The 24,522-nt window shown below is 69.0% G+C and carries 20 protein-coding genes; 10 read left to right on the top strand and 10 right to left on the bottom strand.

The window, feature by feature from the left end; translation table 11 throughout:
* Window position 1: 1 nt before the first annotated feature.
* From ABU113_RS06250 to ABU113_RS06240, 3 genes are all read right to left on the bottom strand, one after another.
* On the bottom strand, window positions 2–2,704 hold the full coding sequence (locus ABU113_RS06250; protein WP_454558638.1) for a chemotaxis protein CheW: 2,703 nt from the start codon (window positions 2,702–2,704) through the stop codon (window positions 2–4).
* A 160-nt stretch (window positions 2,705–2,864) separates the two neighbouring features.
* The gene (locus tag ABU113_RS06245; RefSeq protein WP_454558637.1) at window positions 2,865–3,497 is read right to left on the bottom strand and encodes a histidine phosphotransferase family protein; all 633 of its coding nucleotides are present in this window, start codon (window positions 3,495–3,497) and stop codon (window positions 2,865–2,867) included.
* 112 nt (window positions 3,498–3,609) lie between these two features.
* Window positions 3,610–4,254: a LysE family translocator gene (locus ABU113_RS06240; RefSeq protein ID WP_454558636.1), complete on the bottom strand. Its 645-nt coding sequence runs from the start codon at window positions 4,252–4,254 to the stop codon at window positions 3,610–3,612.
* 129 nt (window positions 4,255–4,383) lie between these two features.
* Here ABU113_RS06240 and ABU113_RS06235 point away from each other — a divergent pair, with 129 nt between their 5' ends.
* Window positions 4,384–4,758, top strand: a complete 375-nt coding sequence (locus ABU113_RS06235) for a hypothetical protein (RefSeq protein ID WP_454558635.1) — start codon at window positions 4,384–4,386, stop codon at window positions 4,756–4,758.
* A 285-nt stretch (window positions 4,759–5,043) separates the two neighbouring features.
* Window positions 5,044–5,844, top strand: a complete 801-nt coding sequence (locus ABU113_RS06230) for a PEP-CTERM sorting domain-containing protein (RefSeq protein ID WP_454558634.1) — start codon at window positions 5,044–5,046, stop codon at window positions 5,842–5,844.
* Window positions 5,845–5,864: 20 nt separating this feature from the next.
* On the opposite strand, the gene ABU113_RS06225 is transcribed toward ABU113_RS06230, so the two are convergent.
* The gene (locus ABU113_RS06225) at window positions 5,865–6,338 is read right to left on the bottom strand and encodes a DUF2721 domain-containing protein (protein ID WP_454558633.1); all 474 of its coding nucleotides are present in this window, start codon (window positions 6,336–6,338) and stop codon (window positions 5,865–5,867) included.
* On the bottom strand, window positions 6,335–7,684 hold the full coding sequence (locus ABU113_RS06220; RefSeq protein WP_454558632.1) for a dihydroorotase: 1,350 nt from the start codon (window positions 7,682–7,684) through the stop codon (window positions 6,335–6,337). The genes ABU113_RS06225 and ABU113_RS06220 overlap by 4 nt, the downstream gene beginning before the upstream one ends.
* 114 nt (window positions 7,685–7,798) lie before the next feature.
* Between ABU113_RS06220 and ygfZ the strand changes: the two genes are divergently transcribed.
* Window positions 7,799–8,659 (top strand): CAF17-like 4Fe-4S cluster assembly/insertion protein YgfZ, encoded by an 861-nt coding sequence (ygfZ, locus tag ABU113_RS06215; protein WP_454558631.1) that lies wholly within the window; start codon window positions 7,799–7,801, stop codon window positions 8,657–8,659.
* Here ygfZ and ABU113_RS06210 read toward each other — a convergent pair.
* Window positions 8,641–9,327 carry a TetR/AcrR family transcriptional regulator gene (locus ABU113_RS06210; protein WP_454558630.1) on the bottom strand — a complete coding sequence of 229 codons (687 nt, stop codon included), beginning with the start codon at window positions 9,325–9,327 and terminating at the stop codon, window positions 8,641–8,643. The two genes, ygfZ and ABU113_RS06210, sit on opposite strands and share 19 nt — an antisense overlap.
* 97 nt (window positions 9,328–9,424) lie before the next feature.
* Here ABU113_RS06210 and ABU113_RS06205 point away from each other — a divergent pair, with 97 nt between their 5' ends.
* From ABU113_RS06205 to ABU113_RS06195, 3 genes are all read left to right on the top strand, one after another.
* The gene (locus tag ABU113_RS06205; RefSeq protein ID WP_454558629.1) at window positions 9,425–10,528 is read left to right on the top strand and encodes an efflux RND transporter periplasmic adaptor subunit; all 1,104 of its coding nucleotides are present in this window, start codon (window positions 9,425–9,427) and stop codon (window positions 10,526–10,528) included.
* 2 nt (window positions 10,529–10,530) lie between these two features.
* Window positions 10,531–13,596 carry an efflux RND transporter permease subunit gene (locus ABU113_RS06200; RefSeq protein WP_454558628.1) on the top strand — a complete coding sequence of 1,022 codons (3,066 nt, stop codon included), beginning with the start codon at window positions 10,531–10,533 and terminating at the stop codon, window positions 13,594–13,596.
* 174 nt (window positions 13,597–13,770) lie between these two features.
* On the top strand, window positions 13,771–15,858 hold the full coding sequence (locus ABU113_RS06195; protein WP_454558627.1) for a DEAD/DEAH box helicase: 2,088 nt from the start codon (window positions 13,771–13,773) through the stop codon (window positions 15,856–15,858).
* Between the two features lie 57 nt (window positions 15,859–15,915).
* Here ABU113_RS06195 and ABU113_RS06190 read toward each other — a convergent pair whose 3' ends face one another.
* From ABU113_RS06190 to paaG, 4 genes are all read right to left on the bottom strand, one after another.
* Complete coding sequence (locus ABU113_RS06190; RefSeq protein ID WP_454558626.1) at window positions 15,916–16,713, bottom strand: alpha/beta fold hydrolase; 798 nt, start codon at window positions 16,711–16,713, stop codon at window positions 15,916–15,918.
* A gap of 7 nt (window positions 16,714–16,720) precedes the next feature.
* Complete coding sequence (locus ABU113_RS06185) at window positions 16,721–17,026, bottom strand: EthD family reductase (RefSeq protein ID WP_454558625.1); 306 nt, start codon at window positions 17,024–17,026, stop codon at window positions 16,721–16,723.
* A gap of 85 nt (window positions 17,027–17,111) precedes the next feature.
* On the bottom strand, window positions 17,112–19,148 hold the full coding sequence (gene paaZ / locus ABU113_RS06180; protein ID WP_454558624.1) for a phenylacetic acid degradation bifunctional protein PaaZ: 2,037 nt from the start codon (window positions 19,146–19,148) through the stop codon (window positions 17,112–17,114).
* A gap of 54 nt (window positions 19,149–19,202) precedes the next feature.
* Window positions 19,203–19,994 carry a 2-(1,2-epoxy-1,2-dihydrophenyl)acetyl-CoA isomerase PaaG gene (paaG, locus tag ABU113_RS06175; RefSeq protein ID WP_454558623.1) on the bottom strand — a complete coding sequence of 264 codons (792 nt, stop codon included), beginning with the start codon at window positions 19,992–19,994 and terminating at the stop codon, window positions 19,203–19,205.
* Between the two features lie 228 nt (window positions 19,995–20,222).
* Between paaG and paaI the strand changes: the two genes are divergently transcribed.
* The 4 genes from paaI (at window position 20,223) to paaA (ending at window position 24,470) form a co-directional block, all read left to right on the top strand.
* Window positions 20,223–20,675 carry a hydroxyphenylacetyl-CoA thioesterase PaaI gene (gene paaI, locus ABU113_RS06170; RefSeq protein WP_454558622.1) on the top strand — a complete coding sequence of 151 codons (453 nt, stop codon included), beginning with the start codon at window positions 20,223–20,225 and terminating at the stop codon, window positions 20,673–20,675.
* 1 nt (window position 20,676) lies between these two features.
* The gene (gene pcaF, locus ABU113_RS06165; protein ID WP_454558621.1) at window positions 20,677–21,882 is read left to right on the top strand and encodes a 3-oxoadipyl-CoA thiolase; all 1,206 of its coding nucleotides are present in this window, start codon (window positions 20,677–20,679) and stop codon (window positions 21,880–21,882) included.
* A 173-nt stretch (window positions 21,883–22,055) separates the two neighbouring features.
* The gene (gene paaK, locus ABU113_RS06160) at window positions 22,056–23,348 is read left to right on the top strand and encodes a phenylacetate--CoA ligase PaaK (RefSeq protein ID WP_454558620.1); all 1,293 of its coding nucleotides are present in this window, start codon (window positions 22,056–22,058) and stop codon (window positions 23,346–23,348) included.
* 120 nt (window positions 23,349–23,468) lie between these two features.
* Window positions 23,469–24,470, top strand: coding sequence for a 1,2-phenylacetyl-CoA epoxidase subunit PaaA (paaA, locus tag ABU113_RS06155; protein ID WP_454558619.1), 1,002 nt, complete (start codon window positions 23,469–23,471; stop codon window positions 24,468–24,470).
* The last annotated feature ends 52 nt before the right edge of the window (window positions 24,471–24,522 follow it).

The raw sequence follows: 24,522 nt of genomic DNA, 5'->3' as shown, positions 1-24,522 counted from the left end.
ATCAGGCGGCCGTGCGGGTCAGTTCAAGCTGCTCGTCGAGGATCGACAGCAGGGAGTCGCGGTCGAACTTGGCGACGTAATCGTTGAAGCCGGCGGCGCGACCCTTCTCGAAGTCGGCACCGGAGGCCAGCGACGACAGGGCAACCAGCGGCGTGTCCGCCCAGCGGCCCTGGCCGCGTACTTCCGCCGCGAACTCGAAGCCGTTGAGACCCGGCATCTCGATGTCCGAGATGATGAGGTCGAACACCTCGCCTTCCTCGCGCAGCGCCAGTGCCTCCTCCGCCGACGACACCGACGTCACGTCGTAGCCCCCGGCCGCCAGCAGCGGCTTCAGCATGTTGCGGAAGAACGAGCTGTCATCGATCAGCAGCACGCGCGGCTGCTGGGCATTCGCAGCATTGAGTTCCTGCGGCTTGGCGCGCAGATAGTCCTTGAAGGCGAGCTTGAGGTAGTGGCCGACATCCATGATCTCGGTGACCTTGCCGGCGACCACCGCGGTGCCCAGGCGACCGTTGGATTCGGAGCTCAGCTCGATCTTCAGCTCGGTCTCGACGATGTCGAGGATCTGGTCGACCGCAAGACCCATGGTCTTGTCGCCGTCGGCGAACACCAGCACTGCCTGGCGGCCCTCGGTCACCAGCTGGCATTTGTCGTCGACGGTCACCAGCGGCATCAGGCTGCCACGATACTGCACCATCGGCTTGCCGTCGGCGAACTCGATGGTCGAGACGTCGATGTCCTCCAGTCGGGCGACCAGCGACAGCGGCACCGCCTTCGGATTCTCGCTGCCGGCGCGGAACAGCAGCATGCTCTCGTGCTCGTTCTCCAGCGAGCGGGCCCGCACTTCCTGCGAGTCTTCCTGCTGGTTGTGCTGCACGGTGGCGGTGGCGTTGGCGACGCCGTTGGGGTCGAGGATCATGATCACCGAACCATCGCCCAGGATGGTGTTGCCGGAGTAGACTGACAGGTTCTTCAGGATCGGCGCCACCGGCTTCACCACGATTTCCTCGGTGTCGAACACTTCGTCGACGACGATGCCGAAGGTGAAGGAGCCGACCTGGGTGACGACGATGAAGGCCTCGTCGTTGTCGTTGGCGGTCTTGGGCTCAAGGCCCAGGATGCGGTGCAGGTGCACCAGCGGCAGCAGGCGGCTGCGCAGGCGCAGTACCGGCGCGTTGTTGACGAACTCGATGCGATATTCGCTGCCCGGCGCGGCGCGCACCAGTTCCAGCACCGAGATCTGCGGCACCGCGAAGCGTTCGCCGCCGGATTCGACGATCAGCGCCGAGACGATCGCCAGCGTCAGCGGGATCTTGATGGCGAAGCGGGTGCCCTTGCCGGCGACCGAGTCGAGTTCGATGGTGCCGCCGATCTTCTCGATATTCGACCGCACCACGTCCATGCCGACGCCGCGGCCGGACACCGAGGTCACCTTCTCGGCGGTCGACAGACCGGGGTGGAAAATGAACTTGTGGATCTGGTTGTCCGACATGCCCTCGGCTTCCGCCTCGGAGACAAGCCCGACCTCGACGATCTTCTGGCGCAGGCGGTCGACATTGAGGCCGCGACCATCGTCGGCGATCTCGATGATGATGTGGCCGCCTTCATGATAGGCGTTCAGGCGAACATGGCCGGTCTCCGACTTGCCCTTGGCGACACGTTCGGCGGGCATCTCGATGCCGTGATCGGCCGAATTGCGCACCATGTGGGTGAGCGGATCCTTGATCAGCTCAAGCACCTGGCGGTCGAGTTCGGTGTCGGCGCCCTTCATTTCGAGCTCGATCTTCTTGTCGAGTTCGTGGCTGAGGTCGCGGATGATGCGCGGCAGCTTCGACCAGGCGTTGCCGATCGGCTGCATGCGGGTCTTCATTACCCCTTCCTGCAGTTCGGTGGTGCACTGCGACAGGCGCTGCAGCGGTACGCTGAACTCGCTGTTCTCGTTGCGGCGCGCGATCTGCAGCAGCTGGTTGCGGGTCAGCACCAGTTCGGAGACCAGGTTCATCAGGCCTTCCAGCAGATCGACCGACACGCGGATCGACTGGTTGCCCTTGGCACCGCCATCCTCGCCGTCGCGGGCCTCGACCGGCGCCGCCGCCGGCTTGGCCTCGACGCGGGCCTTTTTCGGCTCGGCCTTGGCAGCCGGGGCCAACGGCGCCGCTGCCTCGACCTCTTCCGGACCGGCGGCGGCGGCAAACGCCGCTTCCAGCTCGTCAAGCGTCACTTCGCCCGGCTTCAGCGAGCGGCCGAGCAGTTTCTCGGTCTCGGCGCGGGAGTCAGCCACCACCGGCGCGGGCTCGGGCGCCGCTACCGGCGCCGCGTCCTCGAACTTGCCTTCGGCGGCAAGGTCAAGACGGGCGATCAGGTCCGAATCGTCGCCTTCCGGCTCGTTGCCGGTCTGCTCCAGGCCCTGGAGAATCATCTTGATGGTGTCGAGCGCCTCAAGGATCTGGGAGACCAGCCCCGGCGTCACGAACAGCTCGCCGTCACGGAACTTGCCCAGCACGTTCTCGGCCGAATGCGCCACCGACTCCAGCCGGGGAAGGCCCAGAAAGCCGCAGGTGCCCTTGATGGTGTGGACCAGACGGAAGATGTTATCCAACACCGCCTTGTCGTTGGGGTTTTGCTCCAGCCTGACCAGTTCGTTATCGACCGTGTCGATGCTCTCGTTGGTCTCGGTCAGGAATTCCGTGAGCAGATCATCCATGGCGCCCGCCTCGTCGTGTTTGTACCCTGAAAGGAGCGCGACTACGCTCCGGTGTCAGTCAAACACTGTGACCAAGCGGGGTTAAAAAGCCCTAAATCAAAACCGGAGTTGTTGGCGAGGCGATACAGATGCCGGTCGCCGGGCAGGATAATCGGGGGGCTCAGGCCGCCAACTGCGCGCCGAACACCAGCACGCCGGGTTCCGGTTCGAGCAGTCGCAGCGTCGCCCCGGAATGCCCCAGCAGCTGCCGGACCAGCAGCGCCGGGGCCACCCGCGGCGTCGCCTCGAAGCTTGCGGGATCTCCCGTCAAGGTCAGGCGCAGATCCTCGCCCAGCAGCAGCCGCGGGCCTTCGGCCCGCACCACCAGCTCCACCTGATCCTCCGCCCGTTCGGCGGCGATTCGCAGCGCCCCGCCGCGCAGCAGCGCGTCACCGGCGATCAGCGACAGGTTGAGCAGCACCTTGACCGCCACCTTGGGCAGCGCCGGCAGTGTCACCAGCCAGTCGAGCTTGACCTTGTCGGCGGCGAACATGCCCTGGATGGCCGCCTGTGCCTCCCGCACGTCGACCTGCTCGGAGAAGCCGCCCCCCGCCCCGAAGGCCAGACGGAAGAACTTCAGCCGGTTGGCGGTCTGCTGGGCGCTGTCCGCCAGCAGCTGAAGGCACTGGGCACGCATGTCGGGATCGGTCTCGTCGGCGAGTATCTCGATCCCGTTGGCGAGCGCGCCAACCGGGCTGACCAGATCATGACACAGGCGCGAACACAGCAGGCTGGCGAAATCCACATCACTCATGATCGATCGGTCCTCGTTGCCTGAACGCGGGCAGGTTGGGAATTGCTATGCAACTCGCACCGGCGACGCAAGTTTTTCAACGGCACCACCGGGTCGTCCGGCCGGACGACCGCTAGAACAGACCTGCCGCCAGTGCCGCCAGCCCGAACAGCAGCAACACCACCGCCGAAACATGATTGAAGATCAGCAGGTGCCGATCATCCACCCAGCCGCGTGCCCAGCGGGCCATACCGGAAATGAACAGCCACCACAGCATCGAACCCAGAAAGACGCCGATCACCACCTCGGCGGCATTGATCAGGGCATCCGGTGACTCATGCCCGATGCCCCGGAAGCCGATCGAGCCGAACGTCGCCGCGAACCACAGCAGGGTCGCCGGGTTGGTGACCGTCATCATGAAGGTCGCCAGGGCCATGTGGCGCGCCCGCGGGATCTTGCGCACCGGATCGTCGAGATGCGGCGCGGTGCGCCACACCACCACGGCGAAGCCGATCATGATGAGACCCCCGACCACGCGAATCAGGTCATGATGGTCGTCCATCAGCAGCTTGAGCGCGGTCAGGCCGAAAGCCGCGGCGGCGGCGAAGACGGCGTCGCCCAGCGCCGCGCCCAGCCCGAGTGCGAGTGCGGAGCGGATGCTCTTCTGCAAGGTCCGCTGGATGACGATGATGTTGACCGGACCAATGGGCGCCGCCGCCACCAGGCCAATCAGCATGCCGACGGGCAGGTGATAGGTCGCGAGCCAGCCCAAGTTCATCCGTCGCGATCCTGACCATCAACCCAAACACACGGCGCCCGACAGGCGGATGTGCACCGCGCCTGCTCACCGTCCGTTAATCATCGCCGCCTTATAGTGAGGCTTGGAGGGGTTGGAAAGGGAAGCGCCATGACCAACGTGCTGAAATCCGCCCTGAGTCTCGACGAGCGTCTGCTTGATGATGTGACGCCGGCCGATCAGGCCGCCCCCCTCGCGTCGGTTGCCGACGTCGTCGGTCCGCCGCTTGACCGGGACTTCTGGCAGCGCGGCTATCGCATGACCAGCGCTGAAATTCAGGTCGAGCACCCCAACGCGCCGGGCGTGATGCGCACCATGGTCTGGCAGGATATGGACCAGGCCCCCGACTACCCGGTGCTGACGGCCTTCCTCGACGACTGGGTACGGACCCGCGACGAACGGGTGGTGGCCATCCGGGTGGTGACGGTGCAGGATCTGACTCCCGACCGGCTGGCGCTGCACGGCATCAGCGTCGCGGCGCACTGAATCCGCGCCCGAGAGCACGGCCGTCATGAGGAGCCGGCGGGCACAGGCACACCCGCCGCAAAAAATCGCCGGATTTCAAGTGATTGTTAACCTTACGGTGGCCGATATTCACCGCCTGTACAGATTCGCGCCCGTATCATGCGGCCCACGTTAGAAAAAATGGTCGCTGAACGGGTGGGCAATATCATGATTCCGAACCAGTCGGGGGGGCGCCCCCCAAGTGCCCGGGCGGCAGCGCGAACGAGCGCCCCCTTGGGCACCGTTCCTCGCGCAACCGCGCGCAACATGGCGCTGCTGCGGGCAGCCCTCCTGCCCGCGCTGCTGATGTTCAGCGCGCCGGCCGCGCTCGCCGCCGCCCCGGCAGCCAAGGCCGCCGACGACGACTGCGACCCCATCGTCATCAATGGTGCCAGCAAACAGCAGGTGACCAGCGCGCCGGCAAAGGTCGTGAAAGTCAGCAAGTCGACGAAGCCAAAAACCAAGATCAAGAAAGCCGCCCGGAAATCGACCAAGCCCCGGAAGGCCAAGCCTAAGGTCGTGACCGCCAGCGCGGCCCCGGAAGAAATTCCGGGCGCCTGCCCCGGTGCCGGCAAGAATGCCGACCAGATCGCCACCCTGCTTGATGACATCGCCAGCATTGCACCGGCCGGTGAAGCGACACCCGCATTCCCTGACCCCGCGGCGGGCGGCAACCGGATTGCCGCGCTGTCCAGCCCGCCCGCGACCCGTATTTCCCGCCCCAGCTACACCCCGGTCAGCACGGGCGGCACCACTGTGCCGCTGGCGCTGGGCGGCTCGGGATCGAGTGGCGGTTCCGGCAGCGGTTCAGGCTCGGGTGGCGACGACTCGTCGGGCAGCTCCAGCGGCGGCTCCTCCGGCGGCTCCGGCAGTGGTTCCTCCGGCGGCTCCGGTGGCGGATCATCAAGCGGCGGCTCCAGCAGCTCGTCCGGCATCACCGGCTCCAGCGGCACGACCGTCAAGGTGCCGGAACCTGGCAGCGTGACGCTGATGCTGGGCGGCCTCGCGGGCCTGGCCCTGGCGGGTCGCCGCCGGCACAGGCCGACATCCTCCTCCCGCCCCGACTGACGACCGGTCGCGCCCCCGGCTCAGTGGCCGGACGGTGCCTTGATGTCGTCAATGCCGATGCGCACCGAGGCGGTGGCGATCAGGATTTCCCGCAGGAACAGCACCAGCCCCACCGTCAGCGCGGCCATGGCGCCAATGAACAGTCCGGCGACGATCTGCGAGAAATCAAGCCGGCTGAACTGCGAGATGAACATGATGGCCACCACCACGCAGATCAGCACCGCGCACACCACGCACAGGCCGATCGCCCAGTTGATCAGTCGCATACGCTGCGACAGCGCGGCGAGAATCCGGTAGATTTCCGTCCGCTGCGCTTCGTTGGCCTGCGCCCAGCGCGACTCCTGAAGCCGTGCCCGGTCGACGATACGATTGAGCCGCGCGGTCAACACATTGAGGATGGAACCCACGCCGGTCAGCAGGAACACCGGCGCCAGGGCCAGCTGGATCAGATGGGCGATCGGCAGCGCGTCATCCGCCATGGTCGCCAGGATCATGAGCGAGCGCCCCCGCCCGCCCAGGTATCGTGAAAGCGCAAGGGCGCGCCGATCGGCGTCCCCGGCACCGCGTCCTCCCACATCACCCGCTGGCCACGGATGATGGTGCCGATGGCCTTGCCGGTGAGCGTCATGCCGGTGAACGGCGACCAGCCGGCGCGGCTGGCCAGCCAGTCCTCGCTGACCGTCCACTGCTTCTTGAGGTCGACCACGGTGAAATCCGCTTCATAGCCGGCGACGATGCGCCCCTTGCCGACCAGCCCCCAGACCCGGGCGGCACCGGCGGAGGTCAGGTCGACCAGCCGGTCGAGGCTCAGCCTGCCGTGTGCCATGTGGTCGAGCAGCAACGGCAGCAGTGTCTGCACCCCCGGCATCCCCGAGGGCGACTGCGGATAAGGCTTCGCCTTTTCCTCGATGGTGTGCGGCGCGTGGTCGGACCCGATGACGTCCACCACGCCCTGACCGACCCAGTGCCACAGGCCGTCGCGGTGTGCCGCCGAGCGGATCGGCGGGTTCATCTGCGCGAAGGTGCCCAGCCGCTCGTAACAATCCGGCCCGCCCAGCGTCAGATGCTGCGGCGTCGTCTCGACGGTGGCGATGTCCTTGTGGTCGCGCAGGAAGGCCATTTCGGCAGGCGTGGTGACGTGCAGGATGTGGACACGCCGGCCGGTCTTGCGCGCCAGCGCCACCGCCCGCCGGGTCGCCAGCAGCGCCGACTCGTCGTCACGCCAGACCGGGTGCGTCTCCGGCCTGCCGTCGAGCGCGAGCGCCTTGCGGGCGCGCATCCGCTCCTCGTCCTCGCAGTGGATGGCGACACGGCGCTGACCGTGCGCCAGCACCTTTTCCAGCGTCGGGTCGTCCCACACCAGCAGATCGCCGGTCGAGGCCCCCATGAACACCTTGACGCCGCAGCAACCCGGCACCCGTTCATACTCGGGCAGGTCGGCAATGTTGTCGGCGGTGGCGCCAACGTAGAACGCGTGATCGCACCACATGCGCCCCTTGGCGCGGGCCACCTTGTCGGCGATGTCGGCGGCCGTGGTGGTGCTGGGCTTGGTGTTGGGCATCTCGAACACCGCGGTCACGCCGCCCATCACCGCCGCCAGCGAGCCGGTCGCCAGGTCTTCCTTGTGCTCCAGACCGGGCTCCCGGAAGTGCACCTGGGTGTCGATGACGCCCGGCAGCACGTGCAGGCCGGTGCAGTCCACCACCTCGCCGGCCGACGCGGACGCCAGGTCGCCGAGTTCCACGATGCGGCCGGCGCGCACGCCGACGTCCACCCGTTGCGCCCCGCCCGGTGTCACCACCGTGCCGTTTTTCAGGATCATGTCGAGACTGTCGGTCATAGGCTCGATCTATAAGCCGACCACGCACGATAATCCACTGGTGGCGCAGGCGCGCGGTGCCATTGATGGCTTATCCCTTGAGACAGGCCGCCAGCCGACTATCTTGGAGCCACCATGAGTCTCGATGCCACGTCACCCGCCGCGCCCGGCCTCCACCGCACCCGCTTGCCGACTCGCGCCGTGCTGGCGGTCGGCGGCCCGGACGCCCGCGCCTTCCTGCAAGGTCTGCTCACCAACAGCGTCACCGCCGTCACGCCGGACCGGCCGGTGTGGGCCGGCCTGCTCAGCCCGCAGGGCAAGTGCCTGTTCGACCTGATGGTGTTCGACGACGGCGCCGGCGGCCTGCTCGTCGACGCCGATGCCAGCCGCCTGGCCGACCTGACCCGACGGCTGACGATGTATCGGCTGCGCGCCGCGGTGACACTGACGCCGCGCCCCGATCTGGCGGTGTTCGCCGCCTGGGGCGACGGCACGCCACCGGCCGGCGCGCAACCCGACCCGCGCCTGCCGGCGCTGGGCTGGCGCTGGATCGCCGCCGCCAACGACACCGCATCCACCGCGACGCCCGAGGCCTACCGCCGGCATCGCTGGCGCCTCGGGGTGCCGGAAGGCGCGGCCGAGGTGGGCGTCGATGCCCTGCTGTGGCTGGAGACCAACGCCGGGGAACTCAACGGCGTCGACTTCCGCAAGGGCTGCTACGTCGGCCAGGAGAACACGGCGCGGATGCACTTCCGCAACAAGGTGCGCAAGCGGCTGCTGCCGCTCGACCTGCCCGGCGCTGCCTCCGGTGACGAGCTGGGCGACGACACCGTGATTCGCTCGGGAGACGGCAAACCCGCCGGGGATCTGGTGGCGCGCGACGGCGACCTCGGACTGGCGCTGATGCGGATGGAGTATGTCGAGGATGGCGCGGCCCTGACGCTGGGCGGCCAGCCGGTGACGGTGCGACGGCCGGACTACCTCGCCGCCGGCTGAGCGGTCGCCGTCTCCGGCCGCCATGCCGCCAGCAGCAGGTCGACGCAGGTGGCGATATGCGCCTCCAGCTCGCCCTCGGCCAGCGGCCGCAGGCCGAGCATCACCACCATGTGCGGATTGCCCTTGAGCAGACAGATGAACTGCGCCGCCGCCTCGCGCGCGTCGGCGAAACGCAGCCGACCCGCCTGGCGGTGCCGGTCGAGGAAGGCGGCGGTCTTGGCCACCGTCTGCTCGACGGCGTTCTCGAAGAACAGCTGCGCCAGCCGGGGCTCGCGCGGGCCCTCGATCAGCACCAGCCGGTGGGCGGCGATCGCCTGCGGATCGAGAATCAGGTCGAGGAACAGCCGCCCGACCACCATCATGCCGGCGCGCGGATCGGCCGCCTGCACCTGCTCGATGGCGAAGGGGTCCATCATGCGGTCGCACTTGGCGCGGATCACCTGGGCGAACAGCGCCTCCTTGCCGGCGAAACGCTTGTACACCGTCAGCTTGGATACGCCGGCGGCGGCGGCCACCGCGTCCATGCTGGTGCCTTCGTAGCCCTGGGCGAGGAACAGCTGGCCCGCCGCCTCCAGGATGGCGGCACGCTTGGCGGCGTCGAGCGGCCGCCCGCGCTTGCGGGCCGTCGCCATCGTGCGGGCGGGCATATCGCTTATTTCTAAACTCATGAGTTTACATATAATCAATTTTTGTGTACCAGTCAGTATAGAAAATTCGATGTTGTCGCGATTGCCCCTAAATCCCCGATCCGTTGAGTAGAGTGCCATGACGCAGCCCCTCGCCCGCCACGTCATCCGCCAGCTCCGCGCGGCCGTGCCCGGACTTGCCGTCGCCGCCCTGCTGGCCGGCTGCGGTGGCGACCCGACGCCCGCCACGCCCGAATCGACAGCGCCCGTGATCGCCGTGGCAGTCGCCGAGCCCGCCGCCGGCACCGCCACCGCGCGGGCCACCGGCACCGTGCGGCTGCGCCGCGAGGCGGACCTCGCCTTCAAGGTCGGCGGTGTCGTCGCCAGGGTGCTGGTGGACGCCGGCACGCCGGTGCGGGCCGGCCAGGTGCTGGCGGCGCTCGACACCATGGAGGTCGAGGCTGGTCGGCGCGAGGCCGCCGCCAACCGCGACAAGGCCCGCGCCGAACTGGCGCGGGTGGAAAAGCTGGTCGCCGACGGCTGGGCCACCACCCAGCGGCTGGAAGCCGCGCAGGCTGCCGACAAGGCCGCCGCCGCGCAACTCGACACCGCTGCCTTCAACCTGCGCTGGTCGGTGCTGCGGGCGCCGACCGACGGCGTCGTGCAGCGTCGGCTGGCCGAGCCCGGTCAGGTGCTCAGCCCCGGCACGCCGGTGCTGCGGCTGGGCAAGGTGGACCAGGGCTATGTGCTGGAGGTGCCGCTGTCCGACGCCCAGCTCGCCACCGTGCGCCTGGGCGACACGCTGCCAGTGGAACTCGACGGGGTGGGCCAGCAACTTTCGGGCAAGATCATCGAGGTCGCCGCGCGCAGCGACGATCGCACCGGCACCTTCGATGTCCGCATCGCCCTGCCGGCCGCACCGGGGCTGCGCAGCGGCCTGATCGGCGACGCGCTGGTGCCAACCCGCCGTGATGGCGCGGCCACCATGGTCGCCATTCCCGCCATGGCCTTGATGAACGGCCGGGCGGACGAGGCCTTCATCTATGTCGTCGACCCGAAAAGCCGTGTCGCCCGCAGTCGCCGCGTCGCGCTGCGCAGTTTCGACGACCAGTGGGCCATTGTCAGCGCCGGGCTCGCCGCCGGCGAGCAGGTGGTGGTGGCCGGCACCGACCGGGTGCGTGACGGCATGAAAATCACCCCGCGCCTGACCCCTGCCACCGGCCACCCGGCGAACCGGGGCTGAGCATGGGCGGTCTGGTTCAGTTCGCGGTCCGCCGCTGGCAGTTCACGCTGCTGCTGTTCACGCTGCTGGCGGCGCTGGGCTACAACACGCTCAACACCATCCCCCGCTCGATGGACCCGCATTTCCCGATTCCCGTCGTCGTCGTCGTGGCGGCGATGCCGGGCGCCGACCCCACCGACATGGAGCAGCTGGTCAGCAAGCCGGTCGAGGACGTGCTCCAGGGCCTCGATGACGTGAAGGAAATCCGCTCGGTGAGCCAGGACGGCTCGGCGGTGGTCACCGTCGAGTTCGGCTGGGATACCGACGCCGAGCGCAAGTTCGACGAGGTGGTGCGGGAGGTGAACGCCATCCGCTCCACCCTGCCGTCGCGGCTGCAACGGCTGGAATTCCGCAAGGTGCGCACCACCGAGGCGGCGGTGGTCCAGCTGGCGCTGGTCAGCCCGGACGCCTCCTACCGCCGGATGGACAAGATCGCCCGCGACCTGCGCGATCTGCTCAATCAGGTGCCCGGCGTGCGCAAGACCTCGATCTGGGGCGTGCCGCAAACCGAGGTGCGGGTGGCGGTCGATCTCGGCCGGCTGGCGGCACTGAAGATCCCGGTCACCGCCATCGCCGACGCGCTCACCGCCCAGGGCGCCGACCTGCCGGCGGGCGCCGTGCACGTGGGTGACCGCCGCTTCAACGTGAAGGCCGGCGGCGCCTTCCGCACCCTGGAGGAAGTCGAGAACACGCCGGTGCTGTCGGTGGCCGGCCGGGTGGTGCGGGTGCGTGATCTCGCCACCGTGTCGTGGTCGACCGAAGAGGCGACCCACCTCACCCGCTTCAACGGCAAGCGGGCGATCTTCGTCACCGCAACCCAGAAGAACGGCGTCAACCTGATGGACGTGCGCCAGGGCATCAACGAGGTGCTGGACGACTTCGCGCCGTCGCTGCCACCCGACATCAAACTCGAACGCGCCTTCGACCAGTCGCGCGTGGTCGATGAACGGCTGGCGCATCTGGGACGCGATTTTATCATCGCGCTGGCGCTGGTGCTGGTGACGCTGCTGCCGCTGGGCGTGCGGGCGTCGATTGTCGTCATGATCTCGATCCCGCTGTCGCTGGCCATCGGTCTTACCGCGCTCAAAGGTCTCGGCTTCACGCTCAACCAGCTGTCCATCGCCGGTTTCGTGCTGTCGCTCGGGCTGCTGGTCGACGATTCCATCGTGGTGACCGAGAACATCGCCCGCCACCTGCGCGAAGGCGCCAGCCGGCGCGAGGCGGCACTCGCCGCCACCCGGCAGATCGCCGTCGCCGTGGTCGGCTGCACCGCCACCTTGATGCTGGCCTTCCTGCCGCTGATGTTCCTGCCCGAGGGCTCGGGCCGCTTCATCCGCTCGCTGCCGCTCACCGTACTGCTGACGGTGGGCGCCTCGCTCATCGTCTCGCTGACCATCATCCCGTTCCTCGCCAGCCGCATCCTGCCGCGCCACGAAAGCGCCCACGGCAACCGCCTGCTGCAATGGCTGACCACCGGCATCCACCGGCTGTACGCGCCGGTGCTGCACCTGGCGCTGGAGAAACCACGCCGGACGCTGGCGCTGGCCGGCGCGCTGTGCGGGCTGGCCTTCGCGCTGGTGCCCTATCTCGGCTTCTCGATGTTCCCGCCCGCCGACGTGCCCTATTTCCTGATCGAGGTGAAAAGCACCGATGGCGCGGCGATGCCCGCCAGCGACCGCGCCGTGCGCTTCGTCGAGAAAGTGCTGGCCGAAGAATCGATGGTGGAGACGGTCAGCAGCAACATCGGCCGCGGCAACCCGCAGGTGTTCTACAACGTCCGCCAGCAGGAAAACCGCACCCAGTATGGCGAGCTGTTCGTCACCGTGAAGGACTGGAACAATACCGACGGCCCGGCGCTGGTCGAGCGGCTGCGCCACCGTTTCGAGGGCTTCCCCGACGCCGACATCGTGGTCAAGATCTTCCAGAACGGCCCGCCGATCGAGGCGCCGATCGCGGTGCGCATCTCCGGCCCCGACATGACCGTGCTGAAGCGGCTCGCCGGCGTCGCCGAGCAGGCGATCATCGCCACCCCCGGCACCCGCGACATCAGCAACCCGCTGCGGCTGGACCGCACCGACCTTGATCTCGGCATCGACGAGGCCAAGGCGGCGGCACTGGGCGTGCCGGCCGGCAGCATCCGCCGCGTCACCCGGCTGGCGCTGGCCGGCGAGGCGACGTCCAGCTACCGCGATTCCGACGGCGACTCCTATCCGGTGCAGGTCCGCCTGCCGATGGACGAGCGCCAGCCCTATTCCGCGCTCAACCACATCTACGTCCCGCTCACCGATGGCAGTTCGATTCCGCTCAGCCTGGTCGCCAAGCCGGAACTGCGGTCGGCACCGGCGGCGATCGACCGCTTCAAGCAGAAGCGCACCGTCACGCTGACCGCCTACACCCGTGACGGCTACCTGACCTCCAAGGTGAACAAGGAAGTGTTCGAGCGTCTGCAAAGCCTGCCGCTGCCGGCTGGCTACACGCTCTCCGCCGGTGGTGAAGCGGAAGCCCAGACGCGCAGCTTCTCGGGTCTTGGCGACGCCATTCTGGTGGCCATCTTCGGCATCCTCGCCGTGCTGGTGCTGGAGTTCGGTAATTTCCGCGAGTCCGCGGTGGTGGCGGGCGTCATTCCGCTGGGCGTGTTCGGCGGCCTGATCGCGCTGGCGCTGACCGGCAATTCGCTGTCGTTCACCGCCGTCATCGGCTTCATCGCGCTGATCGGCATCGAGATCAAGAACTCGATCCTGCTGGTGGATTTCACCAGCCAGTTGCGCCGGGAGGGGCTGGCGCTGCGCGAGGCGATCGAGCGGGCCGGCGAGATCCGCTTCCTGCCGGTGCTGCTGACCTCGGTCACCGCCGTCGGCGGCCTGCTGCCGCTGGCGCTGTCCGGTTCGGGGCTTTACGCCCCGCTGGCCTGGGTGATCATCGGCGGCCTGGTCTCCTCCACCCTGCTGTCGCGCATCGTCACGCCGGTGATGTACCTGCTGCTCAGCCAGCGTAGCGAACAGCGGCGGCTGGCCGAGCTGGAGGACTAGGAACAGCCGCCTGTGCGGCGGCCGACCGGCTGACAACCCTTGACCGGGGCGGCCGCTTGGTGTCTATGGCCCGCTTCCCACGGTCGGGATTCCGGCCGTGCCCCCGGCGCGTGGCCTATTGGCCCGCGCATGACCGTCGACACTCGACACCCTGCAAACCGCGAGTCCGCCCCCATGGCCTTTCCCCCGGTCCATCCCGATCTTGCCCGCGCGCTAGAGGCACGCGGCTATGCCGAACCGACGCCGGTGCAGGCCGCCGTGCTCGCCCCCGAGGCCGAGGGCCGCGACCTGCTGGTCTCCGCCCAGACCGGCTCCGGCAAGACCATCGCCTTTGGTCTCGCGCTGGCCTCGACGCTGCTGGAGGCCGATGGCGCGCCGCTGCCGCGTGCCGCCGAGCCGCTGGCGCTGATCATCGCGCCGACCCGCGAGCTGGCGCTGCAGGTCCACCGCGAGCTGGAATGGCTCTACGAGCCCACCGGCGCCCGCGTCGTCTCCTGCGTCGGCGGCATGGACGCCCGGCGGGAGGCGCGCAGCCTGTTCCAGGGCGCGCACATCGTCGTCGGCACGCCGGGCCGGCTGGTCGACCACCTCCAGCGCGGCAACCTCGATGCCTCGTGCCTGCGCGCCGTGGTGCTCGACGAGGCCGACGAGATGCTCGACCTCGGCTTCCGCGACGACCTTGAGCTGCTGCTCGACGCCGCTCCCTCGGCGCGACGCACGCTGTTGTTCTCGGCGACCCTGCCCAAGGGCATCGTCGAACTGGCCAAGACCTACCAGCGCGACGCGCTGCGCATCGCCACCACCACCGGCCGGTCCGCCCACGCCGACATCGACTATCGCGCCATCCGCGTCGCGCCGGGCGATCTTGAGCACGCCATCGTCAACGTGCTGCGCTATTTCGAGGCCGGCATCGCCATGGTGTTCTGCGCCACCCGCGAATCCGTGCGCCATCTGCACGCCAACCTCGCCGAACGCGGCTTTTCCGTCGTCGCCCTGTCGGGCGAGCTCAGCCAGAACGAGCGCAGCCACGCGCTGCAGGCACTGCGCGACCGCCGGGCGCAGGTGTGCATCGCCACCGACGTCGCCGCGCGCGGCATCGACCTGCCGGAGCTCGGGCTGGTGATCCACGCCGAGCTGCCGACCAATTCGGAAACGCTGCTTCACCGCAGCGGCCGCACCGGGCGCGCCGGCCGCAAGGGCCTGTGCGCCATCATGGTGCCCTACCCGCGCCGCCGCCGCGCGGAACGGCTGATCGCCGACGCCCACATCAAGCCGGAATGGATGGCACCGCCGTCGGCCGACGAGGTCCGCGCCCGCGACGCCGAACGGCTGATCGCCGACCCGATCTGGACGGAGGAAGCCGCCGAGGACGTCCGCGCCGCCGCCCAGACGCTGCTTGCCCAGCGCTCGGCCGAGGACGTGGCGATGGCCTATATCCGCCTGCAGCGGGCCCGCCTGCCGGAACCGGAAGAGCTGTTCGACCCCGGCCCGGCCGAACCGGCGCCACGCGAACGTGGTCGGCGCCGCCGCGACGAGGACGGTTACGACGCCGCCCCCCGGGGCGGGCACCCGGAAGGCGATCACGCGCCGCGCGAGCGGGGCGGCGGACCGGGCGTGTGGTTCCGGCTGAGCATCGGCCGTAACGCCAACGCCGACCCGCGCTGGCTGCTGCCGCTGCTGTGCCGGCGCGGCCATATCGTCAAGCGCGACATCGGCGCCATCCAGATCTTCGACCGCGAGACGCGGTTCGAAATTCACCCCGAGGTGGCGGAACGCTTCGCCGTCGCCGCCAGCCGGCCGGACCCCGCCGACAAGGCGATCCGTATCGAACCCGCCGATGGCCCCTACCCCGGCCCGTCGCGGGACAAGCCGCGTGAGGAAGCACGCCCGCCGCGCCCGACGCTGCGCACCGTCGAACGGCCCGAGCGGCCGGCCGCCGGCGAGGGCGAGGAGCCGCTGTACGACACCCGCACGCGCAAGAAGGAAGGCTTCGTCAAGCCGCTCGGCAAGGGTGGCCCGCGCAAGGCTGGTGTGGGCAAAACTGATCCGGGCAAGGGCGGCCCGCGAAAGGGCGACGCCCCCCGTGGCGGCGACGGCCCCCGTGGCGGCGAGGGCCCGCGGGGTCGTGAAGGCGCCCGTGAAGGTGGCCGCGAGGGTGGCGCCAGCTATGGCAAGCCGCGCGCCGGTCAGCGCCCCGGCGCGGGTCGCGGGGGTCCTGCGGGCCGCGGTGGCGGCTTCGACAAGCCGCGCCGGCCGCGCTGAATTGGTCCGTGGTGATTCCGGCCCGCGCCCCCGGCCCGGCGCCGGATCGCTGACCGCTCAGGCGGCCCGGTAACGCCCGACCCAGGCCCATACCGTCGCGGGGTCTTCCACCATGGCGTTGTGGCCGAGCCCCGCCAGCACCTCGGCCTGCGGATCGTGCGCCTGCAACTGGGCGAGATTGACCATCGTATCGTGCTCGCCGCAGGCCAGGTGCAGCGGGCAGCGGGCCGCCGCCACGAAGCCGGCGATCGGCGGCGCGCCAACCAGGCCGGTGCGCGGATCGGTGGCCAGCCACCAGCCGCCGTCCGCCTCGCGCACCCCGTGGGCGACCAGCGGCGAGTCGGCATCCACCAGCCCCGCCAGACCGGACACCTTGAGATAGCGCGCCAGCGCCTCCTCGCGGCTGGCGAAGCTCTTGCCCGGCTGGCCGGCCCGCGCCAGCACGCCGGCCTCTTCCTCCGCCGTCCAGGCGACCTTGATGCCCAGCCCGAGCACGCGGGCCGGCTGCACGCCGAACCAGCCCGAGGCAAGCGCCAGCGCCACCGCGCCGCCCATGGAATGGCCGATGACAACCAGTTCCTCGGGCGCGTCCTCAAGCGCGAGAATCGCCTCGGCGACGTCGGCCGCGTGGGCGCCATAGCTGTAGGGCAAGGCCGCGCCTGAACCGCCGTCACCCGACCGACCCCCGTCACCCGACCGACCATGCCCGCGCAGGTCGAGATTGAGCACACGGGTGCCCGCCGGCGGACCGGCGGCCGCGATCATCGGCGCCCACACCTCGCGGGTGGTGCCCAGCCCGTGCAGCAGGACGAGCAGTCGCCCGCCCGCGCCGCTGATGTCGCCCGACAGCACCATGGCCGGCTCAGGCGTCGAGGATTTCACCCTGCACCAGGGTCACCCGACCCTTGGCGAAGGTCATCAGATCCTGGCCGGCGGCGGCGTTCTCGGGGCTCTTCATCGCCGCCGAGAAGCTTTCCTTGTCGGCGAAGTACATCTCGGCGATCAGGAACGGCGCATTGTCGCCGATCATCGTGCGGTTGATCTTGGTCACTTCCGCCCGCAGCAGGCCCGGCACCTTCTTCACCAGCGGCACATGGACATCGCGGTAGTGGGTCAGGAACGCCTCGGCGTCTTCCGGCGTCTGGTAGATGGCGATCATCTTGATCATGCGTCTTCCCCCCTTGGTTGCTGTTGTCGTACCAGCCCGCGCGCCACGGGCGGGCGGACTGGCGACGAATCCCGGCAACGAACGCTTAAGCGCCCGCCGCCTTGAACGCGTTCATCGTCAGCAGATCATAGGTCGCCACCAGCTCGTCGTCATGGTTGGTGATGGCGACGTCCCAGCGCACCTCGCCATAGTCGGCGTTGCGCGGCTTGGTCTGCTTGACCGTCAACCGCACCTTGATGCGGTCACCCGGCGACACTGGCTTGAGGAAGCGCAGGTTGTCGAGGCCATAGTTGGCGAGCACCGGCCCCGGCGCCGGCTCGACGAACAGACCGGCGGCGAACGACAGCAGCAGGTAGCCATGCGCCACCCGGCCGGGAAAGAACGGATTGGCGGCCGCCGCCTCCTCGTCCATGTGGGCATAGAAGGTATCGCCGGTGAAGTGGGCGAAATGCTCGATGTCCTCCAGCGTCACCACCCGCTCGGCGGTGTGCAGCGTCTCGCCGAGCACCAGCTCGTCGATGGCCTGACGGAACGGATGCACCGGTGCCGGCACTTCCGGCGCGCCCTTGATCCAGGTGCGGGCCAGCTGGCCCAGCCGCGCCGGCGAGCCCTGCAGCGCGGTGCGCTGGAGATAGTGCTTCACGCCGCGCAGGCCGCCCATCTCCTCACCGCCGCCGGCGCGCCCCGGGCCGCCGTGGATCATGTGCGGCAGCGGCGAGCCGTGGCCGGTGGATTCCTTGGCGCAGTCGCGGTCGATGAACACCAGCCGGCCATGGAAGGCCGCCGCGCCGAACAGCAGTTCATCGGCCACCGCCGGGTCATAGGTGAACACCGAGGCGACCAGGCTGCCCTCGCCGCGATTGGCCAGCCGCACGGCGTCGGCCAGATTGTCGTAGGGCACGATGGTGGCGACCGGACCGAACGGCTCGACGTCGTGGATGTATCTGGCGGCCCACGGGTCGTCGCACTGCAACAGCACCGGCGGCAGGAAAGCGCCGGCGGTCTTGTCGGCGCCCACCACCTCGAAATTGTCCGGGTCGCCGCAGACGACGCGGGCGTCCTGCTTGAGCAATTCGATCTTGGCGCGCACGTCGTCGCGCTGGGCCTGGCTCGCCAGCGCGCCCATGGTGACGCCCTCGGCTTCCGGGTTGCCCACCACCACCTTGGCCAGCCGTGCCTTCAGCGCCTCGGCGACGGCGTCGGCATGGGCGCGCGGCACGATGGCGCGGCGGATGGCGGTGCACTTCTGGCCCGCCTTGGTGGTCATCTCGCGCATCACCTCCTTGACGTAGAGGTCGAACTCCGGCGTGCCGGGGCCGGCGTCGGGGCCGAGGATGGAGGCGTTGAGCGAGTCGCGCTCGGCGATGAAGCGCACGGCGTTACGCAGGATCACCGGGTGGGCCTGCAGCTTGATCGAAGTGTCGATCGAGCCGGTGAACGACACCACGTCCTGACAGGTCAGGTGCTCGAACAGGTCGCCGGTCGAGCCGACGATGAGCTGCAGCGAACCCGCCGGCAGCAGGCCGGACTCGATCATCATCCGCACCAGCGCTTCCGCCAGCCAGGCGGTGGCGGTGGCCGGCTTGGTGATGATCGGCACGCCGGCGAGGAAGGTCGGCGCGAACTTCTCCAGCAGGCCCCAGCAGGGGAAGTTGAAGGCGTTGATATGCACCGCCACGCCTTGCAGCGGGGTCAGCACGTGCAGGCCGATGAAGCTGCCGGTCTTGGACAGCCCTTCGACCTCGCCGTCGATGAGGTGGCGCTCGTTGGGCAGCTCGCGCTTGCCGCGCGAGGCATAGGCAAACAGCGTGCCGATGCCGCCGTCGATGTCGATCCAGCTGTCGCCCTTGGTGGCGCCGGTCTTGTAGGACAGCGCGTAGAGCTGGTCCTTGCGCTCCATCAGATACTGGCCCAGCCGCTTGAGGATGTCGGCGCGCTGGGTGAAGGTCAGCGCCCGCAACGCCGGACCGCCGACCTCGCGGGCGTGTTGCGCCATGGCGGCGAAGTTCAGGCCGTCAGTCGAGACGTTGCCCATCGGCGCGCCATCGACGGCGCTGACGACCTGGGTCAGGCGGCCGGTGGGGGCAACCCACTCACCGCACGCATAGCTCATGAGCTTCATGGAACTCTCCTTCGCGAGAAGATGCGAGAAACAGGGGGACGACGGCGCCGGGGTTCAGGCGCCGGTGAAGGTGGGCGGCCGCTTGGCGAGGAAGGCGGCGACGCCTTCCTTGTAGTCGGCGGAATTGCCGGCGGCGCGCTGCAGATCGCGCTCCAGATCGAGCTGGGCGTCAAGGCTGTTGGTGGCGGCGGCGCGAATCGCTTGGCGGATGAAGCTCAGGCCCTTGGTCGGCTGGGTGGCGAAATGCCCGGCCAGCGCATCGATCTCGCCGGCCAGCGCCTCCGGCGCCACGGCTTTCCAGATCATGCCCCAGGCTTCCGCCTGCTCCGCCGACACCGGCGTGCCGAGCATCGACAGCGCCATGGCGCGCGCCGAGCCAACCAGTCGCGGCAGAATCCAGGTGCCGCCCGAATCGGGCACCAGACCCAGCTTGCAGAAGGCCTGGATGAACTTGGCGGCGGTGGAGGCGATCACGATGTCGCAGGCCAGCGCCAGATTGGCGCCCGCGCCGGCGGCGACGCCGTTGACGGCGCAGATCACCGGCATCTTCAGCCCGGTCAGCCGACGCACCAGCGGGTTGTAGTAATTCTCCAGGCTGGCGCCGAGGTCGACCGCCGCGTCGCCCGGCTTCACCGCCCGGTCGTCAAGGTCCTGCCCGGCGCAGAAGGCGCGCCCGGCGCCGGTGAGCACCAGCACCCGCGCGGTGGCGTCGGCCTCCAGCGCGTCCAGCGCCCGGGCGATCTCGCCATGCATCTGCACGTTGAAGCTGTTGAGTTTTTCCGGTCGGTTCAGCGTCAGGCGGGCAATGCCACCGCTGACAGAAAATTGGATCGTCTCGAAGTCCATGGTTCCCCGCCCAATCGTTGTTCGCGTCCGATTTCGACCTAGATCGCAGCGTGGCGATTGACAGGCGAACCGGCGTCGTCAATTAATAGTATGTCCGGTCGGACAATTTACCGCAAGACAAAAGGCCGCATCAAGGATCGGCCAACAAAGAGCCGGCACGCAAGAGCCGGCGCACGCAGGAGCCGGCGGCGACGCCGGCCGGGGCCGATAAGGCAGGGAAGGATGGCCATGACCGCACAGGCGGATCGGCTGGCGCAGCGGGTTGCCGCGCGGATGATGGCGGAGGACCAGGCCTCGCGGGGGCTGGGGATGACGATTCTCGCCATTGCCGATGGCCGGGCCGAGCTGGCCATGACCGTCACCGACTCGATGCTCAACGGCCACGCCATCTGCCACGGCGGCTTCATTTTCACGCTGGCCGATTCGGCCTTCGCCTTCGCCTGCAATTCCGACAACCACCGCACCGTCGCCCAGCACGCGGCGGTAACCTTCGTGCGCCCCGCCCGGCACGGCGACCGGCTGACCGCCACGGCGCAGCGGCGGTCCAGCGCCGGCCGTACGGGGATTTACGACGTCACCGTCACCCAGCAGGATGGCGCCGTCATTGCCGAGTTCCATGGTCTTTCGCGACGCATCGACGGCCATATCGTCGATGCCGCCACCAGTTCAGGAGATGCGTAACATGACCCAGGCTTTCATCTGCGACGGTATCCGCACAGCCATCGGCCGCTATGGTGGCGTGCTGGCGGGCGTCCGCGCCGACGATCTGGGCGCCGTGCCGCTCAAGGCACTGATGGCCCGCAACGCCGGCGTCGACTGGAGCCGCGTCGACGACGTTGCCTTCGGCTGCGCCAACCAGGCCGGCGAGGACAACCGCAACGTCGCCCGCATGGCATCGCTGATCGCCGGCCTGCCGATCGACGTGCCGGGCACCACCTTGAACCGCCTGTGCGGCTCCGGCATGGACGCCGCGCTCTATGCCGCGCGCATGGTGCGCTCGGGCGAGGCCCAACTCACCATCGCCGGCGGTGTCGAGAGCATGAGCCGGGCGCCGTTCGTGATGCCCAAGGCCGACAGCCCCTTCTCGCGCAAGGCCGAGATTTACGACACCACCATCGGCTGGCGCTTCGTCAACAAGGTGCTGGAGAAGCAGTACGGCATCGATTCGATGCCCGAGACGGCGGAAAACCTCGCCGCCGACTTCAACATCAGCCGCGCCGACCAGGACGCCTTCGCCGTGCGTTCGCAGGACAAGGCGGTCGCCGCCCAGACCAATGGCCGGCTGGCCGTCGAGATCACCCCGGTGCACATCCCCGGCCGCAAGGGCGAGGTGACCGTGGTCGACAAGGACGAACACCCGCGCGCCGGCACCACCGTTGAGTCGCTGGCCAAGCTGCCGACGCCGTTCCGCGCCGGCGGCAGCGTCACCGCCGGCAACGCCTCCGGCGTCAATGACGGTGCCGCCGCCATGCTGATCGCCTCGGAAGCCGGCGCCAGGGCACACGGCCTGACGCCGCGGGCCCGCGTCGTCGCCGGCGCGGTCGCCGGTGTCGCGCCGCGCATCATGGGCATCGGCCCGGTGCCGGCGACGCACAAGGCGCTGGCGCTGGCCGGCCTGACGCTGGACCAGATCGACGTCATCGAACTCAATGAGGCGTTCGCCGCCCAGGCGCTGGCGGTGCTGCGCCAGCTCGGCGTCGCCGACGATGACGCGCGCGTCAACCGCAACGGCGGCGCCATCGCGCTCGGCCATCCGCTGGGCATGTCGGGCGCGCGCATCCTGATCTCGGCGACCGAGGAGCTGCACCGCACCGGCGGCCGCTACGCGCTGGCCACCATGTGCATCGGCGTCGGCCAGGGCATCGCCACGGTGATCGAACGCGTCTGACACGCGTAAAAAAAATCGCGTCGCCACGACGCGGGACAAACAGACGGGGCGGCTCACCGGGCCGCCCCGCGACACACGGCAACGGGCCGCGCGCGGCCGGAGGAACAGGCGCGTCAACGCGCCCGAGGATAGTACCGCACGCCACCGGCGTGCCTGACGGGGAAGATGAGACCATGGGGACTAGCCACGCTTTCGAACCGATCGAGGTCGCCAGCCGTGATGAAATCTCGGCGCTGCAATTGCAGCGGCTGAAATGGACGCTGCGCCACGCCTACGACAATGTCGCCCACACCCGCGCCGCCTTCGACGCCAGGGGCGTGCATCCCGACGACCTGAAGTCGCTCGATGATCTCGCCAAGTTCCCCTTCACCTCCAAGCTCGACCTGCGCGACAATTACCCGTTCGGGCTGTTCGCGGTGCCGCGCGACCAGGTGGCGCGCATCCATGCCTCCAGCGGCACCACCGGCAAGCCGACGGTGGTGGGCTACACCAGGCGGGATATCGAGACCTGGTCGACGCTGGTCGCCCGCTCGATCAACGCCGCCGGCGGCCGCCCCGGCGATCTGGTACATGTGGCCTATGGCTATGGCCTGTTCACCGGCGGCTTGGGCGCCCACTACGGCGCCGAGCGGCTGGGCTGCACCGTCATCCCGATGTCGGGCGGCGCCACCGAACGCCAGGTACAGCTGATCCAGGACTTCAAGCCCGGCATCATCATGGTGACGCCCTCCTACATGCTGGCGATCGCCGACGAGTTCCGCCGCGAGGGGCTGGACCCGCGCGACTGCTCGCTGCGCATCGGCATCCACGGCGCCGAGCCGTGGACCGACGAGATGCGCCGGGAAATCGAACAGACCTTCGGCATCGACGCCGTCGACATCTACGGCCTGTCGGAGGTGATGGGCCCGGGCGTCGCCCAGGAGTGCGTCGAGAGCAAGGACGGCCCGACCATCTGGGAGGACCATTTCTACCCCGAGATCATCAACCCCGAGACCGGCGAGGTGGTGCCGGACGGCGAGTTCGGCGAGCTGGTGTTCACCTCGCTGACCAAGGAGGCGATGCCGGTCATCCGCTATCGCACCCGCGACCTCACCCGCCTGCTGCCGGGCACCTCGCGCTCGATGCGCCGGTTCGACCGCATCCGCGGCCGCAGCGACGACATGATGATCATCCGCGGCGTCAACGTGTTCCCGACCCAGGTCGAGGAACTGATCCTCACCGAAGCGCCGCTGGCGCCGCATTACCGGCTGGAAATCCGCCGCGACGGCCGCATGGACAGCCTGACCGTGGTGGTGGAGAGCGCGCCGGGCGCCGCCGAGGACGCCATCGCCGGCTCGGCGAAGCATCTGGGCAAGCGCATCAAGGACCAGATCGGCATCTCGGCCAGGATCGAGGTGGCGGCGCCGGGCGCCGTCGAGCGCAGCCAGGGCAAGGCCAAGCGGGTTTATGATTATCGCAACCAGTGATCGGCAATAATTGACCGATCGTTCGGGTTATTATAAACTGGACCCGCCCGGTCACATAAGGGCAATCGAGGCGACCCCTCCCGCGATGGAGGCGGCGCCGGGCAGGTGAAGGAGAGCAGCGTGTACACGACCAATCTCGAATTCGGGAAAAAGCAGGCCGAAGAGGCCGCCCAGCCGGAGGACGCCGACAAGGTCGCCGCCTTCGAGGCCCGCGTCGCCGCCGACGACTATATCGAGGCCAAGGACTGGATGCCCCAGGCCTATCGCAAGACGCTGATTCGCCAGATTTCCCAGCATGCCCACTCGGAAGTGGTCGGCATGCTGCCGGAGGGCAACTGGATCACCCGCGCGCCGACGCTGCGCCGCAAGCTGATCCTGCTCGCCAAGGTACAGGACGAGGGTGGCCACGGCCTCTACCTCTATTCCGCTGCCGAGACGCTGGGCATCTCGCGCGACGAGATGGTCGACGCGCTGCTGAGCGGCCGGGCGAAATACTCGACCATCTTCAACTACCCGACGCTGACCTGGGCCGACATCGGCGCCATCGGCTGGCTGGTCGATGGCGCGGCGATCATGAACCAGATCCCGCTGCAGCGGACCTCCTATGGCCCCTATGCCCGCGCCATGGTGCGGGTGTGCAAGGAGGAGAGCTTCCACCAGCGCCAGGGCTTCGAGATCATGACGGTGCTGATGAACGGCAACGCCGCCCAGCGCCGCATGGCCCAGGACGCGATGAACCGCTGGTGGTGGCCGTCGCTGATGATGTTCGGCCCCGCCGATGACAATTCGCCCAACTCGGCGCAGTCGATCCGCTGGCGCATCAAGCGCATGACCAACGACGAGCTGCGCCAGAAGTTCGTCGACGTCACGGTGCCGCAGGCGGAAGCCATCGGGCTGACCGTGCCCGACGCCGACCTCAAGTGGAACGAGGAACGCGGCCACTACGACTTCGGCGCCATCGACTGGGAGGAATTCTACGCGGTGGTGCGCGGTGAAGGCCAGGTCGCCAGGGACCGCATGGCCGCCCGTCGCAAGGCATGGGACGACGGCGCGTGGGTCCGCGAGGCGGCGATCGCGCACGAGCAGAAGGTCGCCGAGCGGGCGGCCGTCAAGGCCGCCTGAGCGACGGCCCGCACCCCAACGTTACTGCACGACGGCCGGCGCCGAGCGCGCC

The sequence above is a fragment of the Parapedomonas caeni genome (genome assembly GCF_041060555.1).
Taxonomy (GTDB): Bacteria; Pseudomonadota; Alphaproteobacteria; order Sphingomonadales; family Sphingomonadaceae; genus CAUJIW01.
Note: the sequence above shows the minus strand (reverse complement) of the source record. Positions and strands in the feature narration are given on the sequence as shown.